We start from the raw sequence: 14,483 nt of genomic DNA on the forward strand, positions 1-14,483 counted from the left end.
TGCCCGAGTTATCCACAGGCTCCGGCACACGGTAGCCCCCTCGCCTAGTCTGGGTTGCGTCAGGGGGACGAGCACGGACTCGTACGAATTGGGGGCATCCATGACCGAGCAGACCAACAACGGGCACGAGAACCTTCCCGGACGCCGGCGCAAGCGCTTCGCCGGAATCTCCTCGCGGGCCTACGAGCACCCGGCCGACCGCTCGGCCCTGGTCGCGTTGCGCAAGCTGAGCGGCTTCGACACCGTCTTCAAGGCGCTGAGCGGGCTGCTGCCCGAGCGGAGCCTGCGACTGCTGTTCCTCTCCGACTCCGTGCGGGTGAGCGACGCGCAGTTCTCCCCTCTCAACGACATGCTGCGGGACGCGTGTTACATCCTGGACCTGGAGAAGGTCCCGCCGATGTACGTCACGCAGGACCCCAAGCCGAACGCGATGTGCATCGGCCTGGACGAGCCGATCATCGTGGTCACCACCGGTCTGGTGGAGCTGCTCGACGAGGAGGAGATGCGGGCCGTCATCGGCCACGAGGTGGGCCACGCCCTGTCGGGCCACGCCGTGTACCGGACGATCCTGCTCTTCCTCACCAGCCTGGCCGTGAAGGTCGCCTGGATACCCCTGGGCAACGTGGCGATCATGGCGATCGTGACGGCACTGCGTGAGTGGTTCCGCAAGTCGGAGCTCTCGGCGGACCGCGCGGGGCTGCTCGTGGGACAGGACGTCCAGGCCTCCATGCGCGGCCTGATGAAGATCGCCGGCGGCAACCACCTGCACGAGATGAACGTGGACGCCTTCCTCGCCCAGGCCGACGAGTACGAGAAGGGCGGCGACCTGCGCGACTCCGTGCTGAAGATCCTCAACGTGCTGCCGCGCTCGCACCCGTTCACCACGGTCCGGGCGGCCGAGCTGAAGAAGTGGTCCGAGACCCGCGACTACCAGCGGATCATGGACGGGCACTACCCGAAGCGCTCCGAGGACAAGGACACCTCGGTGACCGACTCCTTCCGCGAGTCCGGGCGGCACTACGCCGACACGGTGCGCGGCAGCAAGGATCCGCTGATGAAGCTGGTCAACGACATAGCCGGCGGCGCTGGGGACCTCGCGGGCGACCTGGGCGGCAAGCTGTTCGGCCGCTTCGGTGGCGGTGCCGGCAACGGCACGGGCACCGGCGCTGGCACGGGCACCGGCACCGGCACCGGCACCGACGGCACGGACCGTGGTGGTCCGGCCGGTCCCGGCGCCAAGGGCGGTCAGGGCGGCGAGCGGCCTGGGACGGACGAGCGCGGCGGTCAGAGCGAGGGCTGAGCGCCCGGGGCCAGCGTCCCGCAGAGCGAGGAGGTGGTGGGCCGGCCCGTCGCGTACGGGTCGGTGACACCCTGGCGTGACCGGTCGGCGCGCTGGCCCGCGAGCAGCGGGTGCAGTGAGCCGGTGGGGTCGGCGTCGCAGGACTGGGGGCCGGCCTGGACGGTGCTGCTGAGCAGCTCCGCGCGGTGCATCCGCAGGTCCTCGCGGTCGAAGCGGAAGTGCAGCTCGCGGTGGACCGTGAACAGCGAGGCCGGGGGTGTCGGGCCGGTGGCGGGGGTGGCCGGCCGGACGGCGTAGGTGAAGGTGTGGTCCGCCGTGACCTCCAGGAGGTCGGTGTCGATCTCCTGGACGCGCAGGGTGCCGTGGACGCGGACGGTGGGCGCGGCGAGGGCCACCCGGTGGGGGTCGAAGCGCACGAGCCAGCCGGCGACGGCGTGCCGGCCGTCGTCCTGGGGCTGCTCGACGCTCCGGTCGAACTGGTCCAGCTGGTCCGGGTCGATCAGGAGCCGGGCCGGGCGGACGGTCGCGCCGGTCAGGACGCCGGGTTCGAGGGAGGAGGCGACCAGGTACTCCTTGGCGATGCCGAGGGCCGAGACGACCTGGCTCTCGGAGAAGTGAGGGGTACGGCCGGTGAGCGGGAAGTTGATCCCCGCGGCGCCGCTGGGGTACTCGGCGGCCGGGCTGTGGGCGAACAGCCGGTCGGGTTCGCCGCCCGTCACGGCGCCCTGCGGGGCGAGCGGGACGACGGTGGTCCGCAGCGGTTCGGCCCGCTGGTCGACGGGAGGCTGGTACGGGTTGCGGACGCCGAGGTAGACGGCGGTGCCGAAGGCCAGCAGGATCAGCAGCACCAGCATCAGGGCCTGCCGGGAGCCGCTCCGGCCCTCCCAGGAGGGGCGTGACCTGACGGCCTGGGCGTGTTCCCCCATCCGTTCCTGGGCGGAGAACTCCTGGAGCCGGGCAGCGCGGACGAACGCCTCGTCGAAGACGACGGCTCGGTACTCGTCCTCACCGCCGGGGAGCCCCTCGGGGGTCCCCTCAGGCGGGTCGCCACGCCCTGCCATACCTTCAGGGTAGGTCTGCGGAAGCCCCGGTAAACGCTGAGCTGCGCGACAACTTCCGACGAAGTCCGACGAACGGGGGTCAGGGGGCGCCGGGCGCGGCCGGCACCGCGGGCGCGGACGGCACGGTGGCGGCCGACGGGACGGCGCGGGGCTTGTCCACGCCGGTGGTGGCGGGCGGCGGGATGCGGTCCTGGCGGTTGGCGGAGGCGCCGCGGTAGACCGCGCTGAACGCGAGGGCGACCATGCCGACGCCCATCACCAGGGCGAGCACCCAGGCGACCGGCCGGTGCCAGCGGGCGCTGCCCCGGTAGGGGCGCAGGGCGCCGCCGTGGGGGCCGTAGGGGCCGAAGTCGTCCTCGGCGGTGTCCGGGTCGTAGCCGTCTGCGTAGCGGCGCGGTTCGAGGCCGTAGCCGTCCTCGTAGAGCTCCTCGTCGGCGAGTCCGGCGACGGCCCGGGCACGGGCCGCTTCCGCCTCGGCACGGGCCTGGGCGGCGGCGAGCAGGCGCTCGACGGCGGTCGGCTCGTGGACGGTGGCAGCCCGGACGAAGTCCTCGTCGAAGACCACGGCGGCGAAGTCGTCTGCGCCTCCGCGGTCGACAGAGTCCTCAGGGTCTCCGCCGTTCTGGGACGGCGTGCCCCCCACGTCGTCCGGCACGGGTTCAGAGTAGACCTGGGAGGGGGTTTTGGGCAGGGAGAGCGCGAACTGTCCCTGCCCCGGATACGACGTGACGGTTACCGGACGTGACCGTCGCCGGTCACGATGTACTTGGTGGAGGTGAGCTCCGGGAGGCCCATGGGGCCCCGGGCGTGCAGCTTCTGGGTGGAGATGCCGATCTCGGCGCCGAAGCCGAACTGTCCGCCGTCCGTGAAGCGGGTGGAGGCGTTCACGGCGACCGTGGTCGAGTCGACCAGCTGGGTGAAGCGGCGGGCCGCGGCCTGGGAGGTGGTGACGATGGCCTCGGTGTGGCCGGAGGACCAGAGCCGGATGTGCTCGACGGCCTTGTCGAGGGAGTCGACGACGGCGGCGGCGATGTCGTAGGAGAGGTACTCGGTCTCCCAGTCCTCGGGGGTGGCCGGGACGACGGTGGCCTTGGTGCCCTCGGCGTGGGCGAGGACCCGCTCGTCGGCGTGGACGGTGACGCCGGCCTCGGCGAGGGCGTCCAGGGCGCGGGGCAGGAAGGCGTCGGCGACGTCCTGGTGGACCAGGAGGGTCTCGGCGGCGTTGCAGACGCTGACCCGGTGGGCCTTGGAGTTGATCAGGATCTCGACGGCCATGTCCAGGTCGGTCTGGGCGTCGACGTAGACGTGGCAGTTGCCGGTGCCGGTCTCGATGACCGGGACGGTGGACTGCTCGACGACCGTGCGGATCAGGGAGGCGCCGCCGCGCGGGATCAGGACGTCGACCAGACCTCGGGCGCGCATCAGCTCGCGCACGGACTCGCGGGACTCGCCGGGCACGAGCTGGATGGCGTCGGCGGGCAGTCCGGCGCCGCCGACGGCGTCGCGCAGGACCTTCACCAGGGCGGTGTTGGAGGAGTACGCGGAGGAGGAGCCGCGGAGCAGGACGGCGTTGCCGGACTTGAGGCAGAGGGCGGCGGCGTCGACGGTGACGTTGGGCCGGGCCTCGTAGATGATGCCGACGACGCCGAGCGGGACGCGGACCTGGCGCAGGTCGATGCCGTTGGGGAGGGTGGAGCCGCGGACGACCTCGCCGACCGGGTCGGGCAGGGCGGCCACGTGCCGGACGTCCTCGGCGATGGCCCGCACCCGCTCGGGGGTGAGGGTGAGCCGGTCGATGATGGCCTCGCTGGTGCCGGCCTCGCGGGCGCGGGCGATGTCCTCGGCGTTGGCCTCGACGATCTCGGCCGTGCGGACCTCCAGGGCGTCCGCGACGGCGAGCAGGGCGTCGTCCTTCGTCGCGCGCGGGAGTGGCGCGATGACGGCGGCAGCGCCGCGGGCCCGGTAGGCGGCCTGGGTGACCGGGGACATGTTGTCGAAGGGCGTGAGCGAGGTCATGCCCGCAGGGTACTGGCACCTCTGCGGACATCCCTCACGTATACCTCGCCCGTCCCGTACTGCGAGACGTGCGCGGGTGCGACGCCCGTCAGTACGGGTGGACGCCCACCGGGGCGGCCGGCGGGGGGCCGTAGCCCTCGGCGATCCGCTGGTGGTAGGTCTCCCGGTCGATGACCTCCAGGCCGACGATCTCCCAGGGCGGCAGCTTGGCGCTCTGCCGGTGCTCGCCCCACAGGCGCAGGGCGACGGCCGCGGCGTCGTGGAGGTCGCGGGCCTCCTCCCAGTAGCGGATCTCGGCGTGGTCGTTGGCGTAGCGGCTGGTCAGCAGGAAGGGGTGGTCGTGGGCCAGCTGTTCCAGGGCACGGCGCACCTCCTTCAGCGGAGCCTCCGCGCCGGAGACACTGAGGGTGATGTGCCAGAGCTTGGACAGTTCCCGCTCCGGAACCTTGGCTCTCGTCGTCTCGTCTGTCGTGGCGGACTCGTCGGACTCGTCGAAGTCGTCGAAGTCGGCTCCGGCCTCGACGCTCGTCAGGGCGCGTTCGGCCGACCCGCGGGGCAGTGCCCCTGGGCGCGCTCGTCTCACCGGCGGCCTCCTGTGTGATGCCTGTGCTGCGTGCTGCTGCGTGTGCGCGTGCTGGTGTTCCCCGCCCTCTCCGTGCCCCCGAGACAAAGTTGACCAGCCCGGGGCGGTGCGTGGGGCGGTTTTGGTAAAGGTCCCTACCGGATGACCAGACTTTCAGCCGTTTCGGTTCACAGGACGTCGTTTCGGAGGACGCCGTTCGCGGGCGTCCGGTTGACAGGGCTCGGTCCGCGGGGCCCGGTTCACATCACGACGAGGTCGTCGCGGTGGACGATCTCGCGCTCGTACTCCGGGCCGAGTTCCCTGGCCAGGTCGTGGGTGGAACGGCCGAGGAGCCGGGGCAGTTCCTTGGCGTCGAAGTTGACCAGGCCCCGGGCGACCGCGCGGCCCGCGGTGTCGCGGAGCTCGACCGGGTCGCCGGCGGTGAACTCGCCCTCGACGGCGGCGATCCCGGCCGCCAGGAGCGACTTCTTGCCCTCGACCACGGCCCGGACGGCGCCGTCGTCGAGGGTCAGCGCGCCCCGCGGGGTGGAGGCGTGCGCGAGCCACAGGAGCCGGTCGGCGGAGCGGCGGCCGGTGCGGTGGAAGTAGGTGCCGGTGTCGCGGCCGGCGAGGGCGTCGGCGGCGCGGCTCGCGGAGGTCAGGACGACGGGGATGCCGGCCGCCGCGGCGATCCGGGCGGCCTCGACCTTGGTGACCATGCCGCCGGTGCCGACGCCCGCCTTGCCGGCCGAGCCGATCTCGACGTGGGCGATGTCGGCGGGCCCGGTGACCTCGGCGATCCTCGCGGTGCCGGGCTTGGCCGGGTCGCCGTCGTAGAGGCCGTCCACGTCGGAGAGGAGGACCAGCAGGTCGGCACGGACGAGGTGGGCGACGAGGGCGGCGAGCCGGTCGTTGTCGCCGAAGCGGATCTCGTCCGTGGCGACCGTGTCGTTCTCGTTGACGACCGGCAGGGCGCCCATGGCGATCAGCTGGTCGAGGGTCCGGTACGCGTTGCGGTAGTGCGCGCGGCGGCTGGTGTCGTCGGTGGTGAGCAGGACCTGCCCGACGCGTACGCCGTAGCGGGCGAAGGAGGCGGTGTAGCGGGCGACGAGGAGTCCCTGGCCGACGCTGGCGGCGGCCTGCTGCCGGGCGAGGTCCTTGGGGCGGCGGGTCAGGCCGAGCGGGGCGAGACCGGCGGCGATGGCGCCGGAGGAGACCAGGACGATCTCCTTCTCGCCGCCGCTGCGGACCTTGGCGAGCACGTCGACGAGGGCGTCGACCCGGTCGGCGTCGAGGCCGCCGGAGGCGGTGGTCAGCGAGGAGGAGCCGACCTTCACGACGATCCTGCGGGCTTCCGTCACGTACTGCCTTGCCACTGTCACCTGCGTCGACCCCATCGTGCCTGTCCTGCTCGCCTCGGCTGTCCGTCGCGCAATCTACGCGAGTGCGTTTCCGCGGCGCCCCTCTATTCCGCGGGCTGGACGGTGCCGCCGGTGTGCGCCGCCCAGGCCGAGGCGATCATGGAGCGGACGTCGTGGCGGGCCTTCCAGCCCAGCTCGGCGGAGATCCGTTCGGCGGATGCGACCACCTTCGCCGGGTCGCCGGGGCGACGGGCGACGACCTCGGGTTCGACGGGACGGCCGGTGACCTCGCGGATCAGGTCGATCATCTCCCGTACCGAAACGCCCTCCCCGCGCCCGATGTTGAGCGTGAGGTCCCGGTGCTCCCCGGCCGCGGCCAGCTCGGCGAGCCGGCGGGCGGCGGCCAGATGGGCCTCGGCGAGGTCGGCGACATGGATGTAGTCGCGGACGCAGGTGCCGTCGGGGGTGGCGTAGTCGTCGCCGAAGACGAGCGGCGCCTGTCCTGCGTCGAGGCGCTGGAAGACCATGGGGACGAGGTTGAAGAAGCCGGTGTCGGCGAGTTCGGCGGTGGCGGTGCCCGCGACGTTGAAATAGCGCAGGCAGCCGGTGGCCATGGAGTGGGCCCGGCCGACGGAGCGGACCATCCACTCGCCGGCGACCTTGGTCTCGCCGTACGGGCTGAGCGGCGCGCAGGGGGTGTCCTCGGTGACCAGGTCGGTGTCGGGGGTCCCGTAGACCGAGGCGGAGGAGGAGAAGAGGAAGGAGTCGACGCCGGCCGCGGCGGCCGCTTCGAGCAGGACCTGGAGGCCCGACACGTTCTCGCGGTAGTAGTGCAGCGGGCGTTCGACGGATTCGCCGACGGCCTTCTTCGCGGCGAGGTGGACGATCCCGCGGATCCCGTGCGCGGCGAGGACCCGGTCGAGGAAGGACCGGTCGAGGACGGTGCCGCGCTCCAGCGGCACCCCCGCGGGGACTCTGGCCGGGTCGCCGGAGGAGAGGTCGTCCAGGACGACCACCCGCTCACCGGCCTCGGTCATGGACTTGACGACATGGGAACCGATGTAGCCGGCGCCGCCGGTGATGAGCCACGTCATTCGGGCAGCCTAACGCGAAGCGGTACGGAACGACGGCGGCCCGGCGGTTTCCCCGAGGGGAACCGCCGGGCCGGCGTCACGAGCGGGTCGTGCGGGAGGCCGAGCGGCTCAGCCGCGCTCGGCGAGCGAGGCGCGGAAGGCCACGCACTCCTCGTACACCGGCAGGATGCCGGCCTCGCGCGCCTGCGCGAGGGTCGGGCCCTCGGCGTCCTTGGCGGACAGCTCGGGCACGCCGTCGACCGGCCACTCGATGCCGATCTCGGGGTCGAGCGGGTAGACCGTGCGCTCCCGCTCGGGGGCGTAGCCCTCGGAGCAGAGGTAGGTGACGGTGGCGTCGTCGGTGAGCGCGCAGAAGCCGTGGCCGAGGCCCTCGGAGAGGTAGACGGCCTTGCGGTCCTTGTCGTCGAGGCGCACGGCCTCCCACCTGCCGAAGGTCGGCGAGCCGACCCGCACGTCGACGATGATGTCGAGCACCGCACCGCGGACGCAGGTCACGTACTTGGCCTGGCCGGGCGGGACGTCGGCGAAGTGGATGCCGCGCACGACGCCGGCCGAGGAGACGGAGAGGTTGCCCTGCTTCAGGTTCAGCGGGTGGCCGACGGCCTCGGCCATGCGCTCGGCCTTGTACCACTCCAGGAAGAGGCCGCGGGCGTCCCCGAACTGCTGCGGGACGAACTCCCAGGCGCCTTCGATACCAAGGGGGTTGACCTTCATGGAAACGATCGGTCCTCTCAGGCCTTCTCGGCCTCGTAGGCCAGCAGGTCGATCAGGTAGTCGCCGTAGCCGCTCTTGGTCAGCGGCTGGGCCAGGGCGCGCAGCTGCTCGTCGTCGATGAACCCGGCGCGCCAGGCGGCCTCTTCGAGGCAGCCGATCTTCATGCCCTGGCGCTCCTCGACCACGCGGACGTACTCGGAGGCCTGGACGAGCGACTGGAAGGTGCCGGTGTCGAGCCAGACGGTGCCGCGGTCGAGGACCGAGACCTGGAGCTCGCCGCGGTCGAGGTAGTGCTTGTTGACGTCGGTGATCTCCAGCTCGCCGCGGCCGCTGGGCTTGAGGCCCTTGGCGATCTCGACGACCCGGCTGTCGTAGAAGTAGAGGCCCGGCACCGCGTAGCGGGACTTCGGGTTCTTGGGCTTCTCCTCGATGGAACGGGCGACGCCGTTCTCGTCGAAGTCGACGACACCGTAGGCGGTGGGGTCGGAGACGGCGTGGGCGAAGACCACACCGCCCTCGGGCTCGCGGTAGTCCGCGAGCTGCCGGCCGAGGCCGACGCCGTGGAAGATGTTGTCGCCGAGGATCAGCGCGACGGGCTCGTCACCGATGAATTCCTCGCCGATGACGAAAGCCTCGGCAATTCCGTTCGGGTGCTCCTGAGTGGCGAACTGGATGTTGAGCCCGAAATCGGACCCGTCCCCCAGAAGCCGCTCGAACTGGGGGCGCTCCTCCGGACCGGTGATGATCAGAATGTCCCGGATCCCCGCCATCACGAGGGTCGACAGGGGGTAATAGATCATCGGCTTGTCGAAGACCGGCATCAGCTGCTTCGACACGGCTCGGGTGATCGGCCACAGTCGGGAGCCGGTACCACCGGCAAGCAAAATTCCACGCATGGGCACGCAGCCTACGGCAGGCCCACGGGGCCGTTCACCATCACGACCGTGAGAACGGCCACGGAACGGTGCGCGAAGCCCACCCCATAGAATGGTGGCCCTTATGAAGATTCTCGTCACCGGCGGCGCCGGGTTCATCGGTTCACAGTTCGTGCGGGCACTGCTCTCCGAAGAGCTGCCCTCGGGCAAGGGCGCCCAGGTCACCGTCCTGGACAACCTGACCTACTCCGGCAACGAGGCGAACCTCGCCCCGGTGGCGGACAAGCCCGGCTACACCTTCGTCCACGGCGACATCCGCGACTACGCGACCGTCGACGACGCGATGCGCGGCCAGGACGCGGTCGTGCACTTCGCGGCCGAGTCCCACGTGGACCGCTCGATCCTGGACTCCTCGCCGTTCGTCACCACGAACGTGCTGGGCACGCAGGTCCTGCTTGACTCCGCCAAGCGCCACGGCGTCGGCCGCTTCGTCCACGTCTCCACGGACGAGGTCTACGGCTCGATCTCCGAGGGCACCTGGACCGAGGACTGGCCGCTCGCGCCGAACTCGCCGTACTCGGCCTCCAAGGCGGGCTCGGACCTGCTGGCCCTCTCGTACCACCGGACGCACGGCATGGACGTCGTCGTGACCCGCTGCTCCAACAACTACGGGCAGTACCACTTCCCCGAGAAGATGATCCCGCTGTTCACCACGAACCTGCTGGACGGGAAGAAGGTGCCGCTCTACGGCGAGGGCCTCAACATCCGCGACTGGCTGCACGTCTCCGACCACTGCCGTGGCATCGAGATGGTGCTGCGCGGCGGCCGTGCCGGTGAGATCTACCACATCGGCGGCGGCACCGAGGTCACCAACAAGGAGCTCACCGGTCTCCTCCTCGACGCCTGCGGCGCCGACTGGGACATGGTCGAGTACGTCGAGGACCGCAAGGGCCACGACCTGCGCTACTCCCTGTCGATCGCCAAGATCCAGGAGGAGCTCGGCTACGCGCCGCTCGTCACCTTCGAGCAGGGCCTCGCCTCCACCGTGCAGTGGTACCGCGACAACCGCGCCTGGTGGGAGCCGCTGAAGGCGAAGGCGGCGCTGTCCGCATGAGCCGCTGGCTGATCACCGGTGCGGCCGGGATGCTCGGCCGCGACCTCGCCGAGGTGCTCGCGGAGGGCGGCGTGGAGTACACCGCGCTGACCCGTCAGGAGCTGGACGTCACCGACGCCGCCGCGGTCCGCGCGGCGGTGGCCGGTCATGACGTGGTGGTCAACGCGGCCGCGTGGACCGATGTCGACGGCGCCGAGACCGAGGAGGCCGCGGCCACCCGGATCAACGGCGACGGACCGCGCGCCCTGGCGGCGGCCTGCGCCGAGACCGGCGCCGTGCTGATCCAGGTCTCCACGGACTACGTCTTCCCGGGCGACGCGACCGAGCCGTACCGGCACGACGCGCCCACCGCCCCGGTGAACGCCTACGGCCGCAGCAAGCTGGCGGGCGAACTGGCCGTCACCGAGCTGCTGCCCGAGCGCGGCTACGTGGTGCGCACCGCGTGGCTGTACGGGGCGCACGGCCGCAACTTCGTGTCGACGATGCTGGGCCTGGCCGAGCGTCTCGACACCGTCGACGTGGTCGACGACCAGCGCGGCCAGCCGACCTGGACCCGTGCGCTGGCCCGCCAGCTGCGGGAGCTGGGCGAGGCGGCCGTGGCGGGCAAGGCCCCGGCGGGCGTCTACCACGGCACGGCCTCCGCGACGGCGACCTGGTTCGACCTGGCGCGGGCGGCCTTCGAGCTGACCGGTCTGGATCCGGAGCGGGTGCGGCCGACCACCTCGGAGAAGTTCGTGCGTCCGGCGCGCCGGCCGTCCTTCAGCGTCCTCGCGCACGAGCGCTGGGCCGAGGCGGGCGTGGCGGCGCAGCCGCACTGGCGTGAGCAGCTCACCGAGGCCCTGCGGGTCATGGCTCCGGGCGGACGGTCCGGCGCGTGAGCCTGCTCGACCGGATCGGCACGGCGCTGCCCCGCGGCACCGCTTTCGTCGGCATCGGCACCGTGGTGCTGGGCGGGGCCAACTACGTGCACCTCGCGGCGGCGGGCCACTCGCTCTCCGTCGACGACATGGCCAGCTTCTCGGTCCTGTGGACCGCGGTGGCCTCCATAGGCCTGGGACTGTTCTTCCCGGTCGAGCAGGAGATCACCCGGGTGGTTGCCGCCCGGGTGGTGGCCGGCGACGGGGCGCTGCCCGTGCTGCGGCGCGGCGCGGCGCTCTCGTTCGGGCTGCTGGCGGCGGTGCTGGTGCCGCTGGCGCTGTTCGCCGAGCCGCTCGCGGACCTCTTCTTCCACGGGGACGAGAGCCTGGTTCTCGCGGTCGGCGGCGCCTTCGCGGCGCTGGCCGTCGCCTATGTGACCCGGGGCGTGCTGGCGGGGCTCGGCCGTTTCGAGGCGTACGGGCTGCAGCTCGGCCTCGACGGCCTGCTGCGGATCGTGCTGTCCGTGGGTCTGGCGCTGGGCGGGGTGACCTCGGCCTTCGCGTTCGCCGCGGTGATGACGGTGGCGCCGCTGATCGCGGTGGCCGTCACGCTGCCGCCGGTGTTCCGCGGGGCCAAGGCGGGTTCGACGGCGCAGTGGGGGGAGCTGATCGAGCACCTCGGGCTGCTCGTGGGTTCGACGCTGCTCGCCCAGGTGCTGGTCAACATCGCGGTGATCAGCACCAAGCTGATCGCGACGGACGACAGCGCCCTGGTGGCCGCGCTGCTCTCGGCGCTGGTCCTGGTGCGGGTGCCGTTGTTCGCGTTCGGGGCCTTCCAGGCCTCGCTGCTCGCGGGGCTGTCGACGGCGCAGGCCGAGGGGGACGCCCCGGCGTACCGGCGGCTGCTGATGCGGGCCTGCGGACTGACCGCGGGTCTCGGGGTGGCGTTCGGCATCGGCGTGGTCGCGCTGGGGCCGGTGCTGCTGCCGGTGCTGTTCGGTTCGCCGGACGTGCTGGGGCCGGTGGACTTCGCGTGGCTGTCGCTCGGCACGCTGCTGTACATGCTGGCGATGGTGCTCGGCCAGGCGCTGCTCACGAGTGGCGCGGCGCGTCAGCAGCTGCTCGCGTGGGTGGTGGGAACGGGCGTTCTCGTGGCGGTCACTCTCAGTCCTCTGGAGCTGCGGACGAGGGTCGAAGTCGCCTATGCCATGGGGTCGCTCGCGGTCGTCGCCTACATGACTCTCGTTCTTCGCTCTCGTGTAGGCTACCGTTCGGTGCACTCATAGGAATGATCACCATTCCCTCACTCTCCGTGACCATCGCGACGGACAGTGGACTGCAATCCGGCGGCTCCTTCTCCAGCCGCCCACCCCTGGAAGAGTAGACAGGCCCTTTCCATGAGTCGTCCCATACACCGGAGCCACGCATGAAGTTGTGGATGCTGACTTCGGTCACCGGAGTCTTTCTCGTCGCATGCATCGTGGAGCTGCTGCGCCGCCGCAAGCTCAAGGAGAAGTACGCGTTCCTGTGGGTGCTCACCGGCCTGGTGATCATCCCGCTCGGCTTCTTCCCGAGCGGCCTGGACTCGGTCGCCCGCGCGGTGGGCGTCGCCTCCGGCGTCAGCCTCCTCCTCTTCCTCAGCGTCGCGTTCCTCTTCATCGTCTGCCTCCAGCTGAGCTGGGAGGTGGGCCATCTCGAAGAGGAGGGCCGCACCCTCTCGGAGGAGGTGGCCCTGCTGCGCATCGACGTGACGGAGCTGCGCAAGGAGCTGGCGGAGAAGGCCGACACGGCGGGTCAGGGGAGCGGCAAGTGATCGACGGCAAGCGCGTACTGATCATCATGCCGGCCTGGAACGAGGCCGAGGGCGTCGCCGACGTCGTCAAGGAGGTCTACACGACCCTCCCGGGCGTCGACATCCTCGTCGTCGACGACGGCTCCGCCGACGAGACCAGCGCCATGGCGCGCGGTGCCGGCGCGACCGTGATGACCCTCCCGTACAACCTCGGCGTCGGCGGCGCGATGCGCGCCGGCTACCGCTACGCGCACGACCGCGGCTACGACGTGGCCATCCAGGTCGACGCGGACGGTCAGCACGACCCGCGCAACGTGCCGGAGCTGCTGGCGCGCCTGGACGCCGGCGCGGACCTCGTCATGGGCGCGCGCTTCGCGGGCACCGGCGACTACGAGACCCGCGGCCCGCGCAAGTGGGCGATGCTCGTGCTCGCCTTCTGGCTCTCGCGCATGGCCAAGACCAAGCTGACCGACGTCACCTCGGGCTTCCGCGCCTCCAACCGCGACCTGATCGACGTCTTCGCGCACTGGTACCCGGTGGAGTACCTGGGCGACACGGTGGAGTCCTCCATCGCCGTGGTCCGGGCCGGCTACCGGATCGAGCAGGTGCCCGTCGCGATGCGTCCGCGCGCGACCGGCACCCCGAGCCAGTCGCCGTGGAAGGCCACCCTCTACCTGGGCCGCATCGGCATGATCCTGCTGCTCGCGATGAGCCGCCGGTCCGCCCTCGGCCCCAAGGGGAAGGCCAAGTGACGGCGGTGCGCACCCTCGACATCATGCTGCCGCACTACGGCGACACCGGTCTGATGCAGGCCGCCGTCCGCAGTGTGCTCGACCAGACGGACGAGGACTGGCGGCTGACCGTCGTGGACGACGGCAAGGAGGAGGGCGTACCCGAGTGGTTCGCCTCCCTCGGCGACAGCCGCGTCCGGTACCTGCGCAACGAGCAGAACCTCGGCATCACCAGGAACTTCCGCAAGTGCGTCGACCTCGTCGAGTCCACGCACTTCTCGATGCTGGGCAGTGACGACCTGCTGCTGCCGACCTACGTCGCGACGATGCGCGCCGCGATCGAGGCCGAGCCCGGTGCGGCGATCTACCAGCCGGGCGTCGAGGTCATCGACGAGAACGGCGCCCCGTCGAGCACCCTGGGCGACGAGGTCAAGAAGCGGTTGTACGCGCCGAAGGACAACGGGCGCCGCCTGGTGCTCTCGGGCGAGCCGCTGGCGGCGAACCTGCTCGGCGGCAACTGGCTCTACTTCCCGTCGATCGTGTGGCGGGCCGACGCCGTGAAGGCGGTCAGCTTCCGGGAGGACCTGTCGGTCATCCAGGACCTGGCGCTGATCATCGAGCTGATCCGGCGCGGCGAGAAGCTGGTGGTCGAGCCGGCCACCGCGTTCCGCTACCGGCGCCACTCCGGCAGCCTGTCGTCCTCCGAGGCCGTCTCCGGCGCCCGCTTCGGCGAGGCCGTGCGGTTCTTCAACGAGGTGGCCGACGAGCTCGACCGGCACGGCTGGCCGAAGGCCGCGAAGGCGGCCCGCCGTCATCTGTCGATGCGGCTGCACGCGCTGACCATGGTGCCGGGGGCCTTGCGCCACCGACAGTCGGCCGCCGTGCGCAAACTGCTGGGTTATGCCCTGACCAGCTCGCAGTGACCGTCCGAGCGGGGCGGCGGGAACGTTCCCGCCGCCCCGCTCGGACGTGGTCCGCCCGTCTCCCGTGTCCAGAACGCCGTCCG

General features: G+C 71.5%; 15 protein-coding genes. 7 read left to right on the plus strand and 8 right to left on the minus strand.

Translation table 11 applies throughout. The features are described from left to right. Positions 1-100 precede the first annotated feature (100 nt). Complete coding sequence (locus OG309_RS12380; protein WP_329420535.1) at positions 101-1,300, plus strand: M48 family metallopeptidase; 1,200 nt, start codon at positions 101-103, stop codon at positions 1,298-1,300. Here the strand turns inward: OG309_RS12380 and OG309_RS12385 are convergent. The 8 genes from OG309_RS12385 to rfbA all read right to left on the minus strand — a co-directional run bounded on the left by OG309_RS12385 (position 1,285) and on the right by rfbA (position 9,004). Next, positions 1,285-2,361, minus strand: coding sequence for an SCO2583 family membrane protein (locus tag OG309_RS12385; protein WP_329420537.1), 1,077 nt, complete (start codon positions 2,359-2,361; stop codon positions 1,285-1,287). The two genes, OG309_RS12380 and OG309_RS12385, sit on opposite strands and share 16 nt — an antisense overlap. Before the next feature lie 79 nt (positions 2,362-2,440). Next, complete coding sequence (locus OG309_RS12390; protein WP_329420539.1) at positions 2,441-3,016, minus strand: SCO2584 family spore wall biosynthesis protein; 576 nt, start codon at positions 3,014-3,016, stop codon at positions 2,441-2,443. Positions 3,017-3,093: 77 nt separating this feature from the next. After that, complete coding sequence (locus OG309_RS12395; protein WP_329420540.1) at positions 3,094-4,377, minus strand: glutamate-5-semialdehyde dehydrogenase; 1,284 nt, start codon at positions 4,375-4,377, stop codon at positions 3,094-3,096. An 88-nt stretch (positions 4,378-4,465) separates the two neighbouring features. Beyond that, positions 4,466-4,960, minus strand: coding sequence for a hypothetical protein (locus OG309_RS12400; protein ID WP_329420541.1), 495 nt, complete (start codon positions 4,958-4,960; stop codon positions 4,466-4,468). A gap of 239 nt (positions 4,961-5,199) precedes the next feature. After that, positions 5,200-6,300: a glutamate 5-kinase gene (gene proB / locus OG309_RS12405; RefSeq protein WP_329420543.1), complete on the minus strand. Its 1,101-nt coding sequence runs from the start codon at positions 6,298-6,300 to the stop codon at positions 5,200-5,202. A 104-nt stretch (positions 6,301-6,404) separates the two neighbouring features. Beyond that, the gene (gene galE, locus OG309_RS12410; RefSeq protein WP_329420544.1) at positions 6,405-7,394 is read right to left on the minus strand and encodes a UDP-glucose 4-epimerase GalE; all 990 of its coding nucleotides are present in this window, start codon (positions 7,392-7,394) and stop codon (positions 6,405-6,407) included. A gap of 108 nt (positions 7,395-7,502) precedes the next feature. Continuing rightward, positions 7,503-8,108, minus strand: coding sequence for a dTDP-4-dehydrorhamnose 3,5-epimerase (gene rfbC, locus OG309_RS12415; protein WP_329420546.1), 606 nt, complete (start codon positions 8,106-8,108; stop codon positions 7,503-7,505). Between the two features lie 17 nt (positions 8,109-8,125). Further along, on the minus strand, positions 8,126-9,004 hold the full coding sequence (gene rfbA, locus OG309_RS12420) for a glucose-1-phosphate thymidylyltransferase RfbA (protein ID WP_329420547.1): 879 nt from the start codon (positions 9,002-9,004) through the stop codon (positions 8,126-8,128). Between the two features lie 103 nt (positions 9,005-9,107). Between rfbA and rfbB the strand changes: the two genes are divergently transcribed. The 6 genes from rfbB to OG309_RS12450 all read left to right on the plus strand — a co-directional run bounded on the left by rfbB (position 9,108) and on the right by OG309_RS12450 (position 14,400). Then, the gene (rfbB, locus tag OG309_RS12425) at positions 9,108-10,097 is read left to right on the plus strand and encodes a dTDP-glucose 4,6-dehydratase (RefSeq protein WP_329420549.1); all 990 of its coding nucleotides are present in this window, start codon (positions 9,108-9,110) and stop codon (positions 10,095-10,097) included. Beyond that, entirely contained in the window at positions 10,094-10,975 is an 882-nt protein-coding gene (gene rfbD, locus OG309_RS12430; RefSeq protein WP_329420551.1) for a dTDP-4-dehydrorhamnose reductase, read from the plus strand. Before rfbB ends, rfbD begins: the two co-directional genes overlap by 4 nt. Continuing rightward, complete coding sequence (locus OG309_RS12435; protein WP_329420552.1) at positions 10,972-12,240, plus strand: lipopolysaccharide biosynthesis protein; 1,269 nt, start codon at positions 10,972-10,974, stop codon at positions 12,238-12,240. The genes rfbD and OG309_RS12435 overlap by 4 nt, the downstream gene beginning before the upstream one ends. 152 nt (positions 12,241-12,392) lie before the next feature. Continuing rightward, positions 12,393-12,767: a DUF2304 domain-containing protein gene (locus tag OG309_RS12440; RefSeq protein WP_329420553.1), complete on the plus strand. Its 375-nt coding sequence runs from the start codon at positions 12,393-12,395 to the stop codon at positions 12,765-12,767. Beyond that, positions 12,764-13,498, plus strand: coding sequence for a glycosyltransferase family 2 protein (locus tag OG309_RS12445; RefSeq protein WP_329420554.1), 735 nt, complete (start codon positions 12,764-12,766; stop codon positions 13,496-13,498). The genes OG309_RS12440 and OG309_RS12445 overlap by 4 nt, the downstream gene beginning before the upstream one ends. Continuing rightward, on the plus strand, positions 13,495-14,400 hold the full coding sequence (locus tag OG309_RS12450) for a glycosyltransferase family 2 protein (protein WP_329420555.1): 906 nt from the start codon (positions 13,495-13,497) through the stop codon (positions 14,398-14,400). Before OG309_RS12445 ends, OG309_RS12450 begins: the two co-directional genes overlap by 4 nt. Positions 14,401-14,483 lie beyond the last annotated feature (83 nt).

Source organism: Streptomyces sp. NBC_01268 (assembly GCF_036240795.1).
Classification (GTDB): Bacteria; Actinomycetota; Actinomycetes; order Streptomycetales; family Streptomycetaceae; genus Streptomyces.

Excerpts from the sequence above, each read along its gene's own strand:
- galE (WP_329420544.1), bottom strand. The coding sequence starts at position 7,394 with ATGACGTGGCTCATCACCGGCGGCGCCGGCTACATCGGTTCCCATGTC.
- OG309_RS12440 (WP_329420553.1), top strand. The coding sequence starts at position 12,393 with ATGCTGACTTCGGTCACCGGAGTCTTTCTCGTCGCATGCATCGTGGAG.
- OG309_RS12385 (WP_329420537.1), bottom strand. The coding sequence starts at position 2,361 with ATGGCAGGGCGTGGCGACCCGCCTGAGGGGACCCCCGAGGGGCTCCCC.
- rfbD (WP_329420551.1), top strand. The coding sequence starts at position 10,094 with ATGAGCCGCTGGCTGATCACCGGTGCGGCCGGGATGCTCGGCCGCGAC.
- rfbB (WP_329420549.1), top strand. The coding sequence starts at position 9,108 with ATGAAGATTCTCGTCACCGGCGGCGCCGGGTTCATCGGTTCACAGTTC.
- OG309_RS12395 (WP_329420540.1), bottom strand. The coding sequence starts at position 4,377 with ATGACCTCGCTCACGCCCTTCGACAACATGTCCCCGGTCACCCAGGCC.
- OG309_RS12380 (WP_329420535.1), top strand. The coding sequence starts at position 101 with ATGACCGAGCAGACCAACAACGGGCACGAGAACCTTCCCGGACGCCGG.
- rfbC (WP_329420546.1), bottom strand. The coding sequence starts at position 8,108 with ATGAAGGTCAACCCCCTTGGTATCGAAGGCGCCTGGGAGTTCGTCCCG.
- rfbA (WP_329420547.1), bottom strand. The coding sequence starts at position 9,004 with ATGCGTGGAATTTTGCTTGCCGGTGGTACCGGCTCCCGACTGTGGCCG.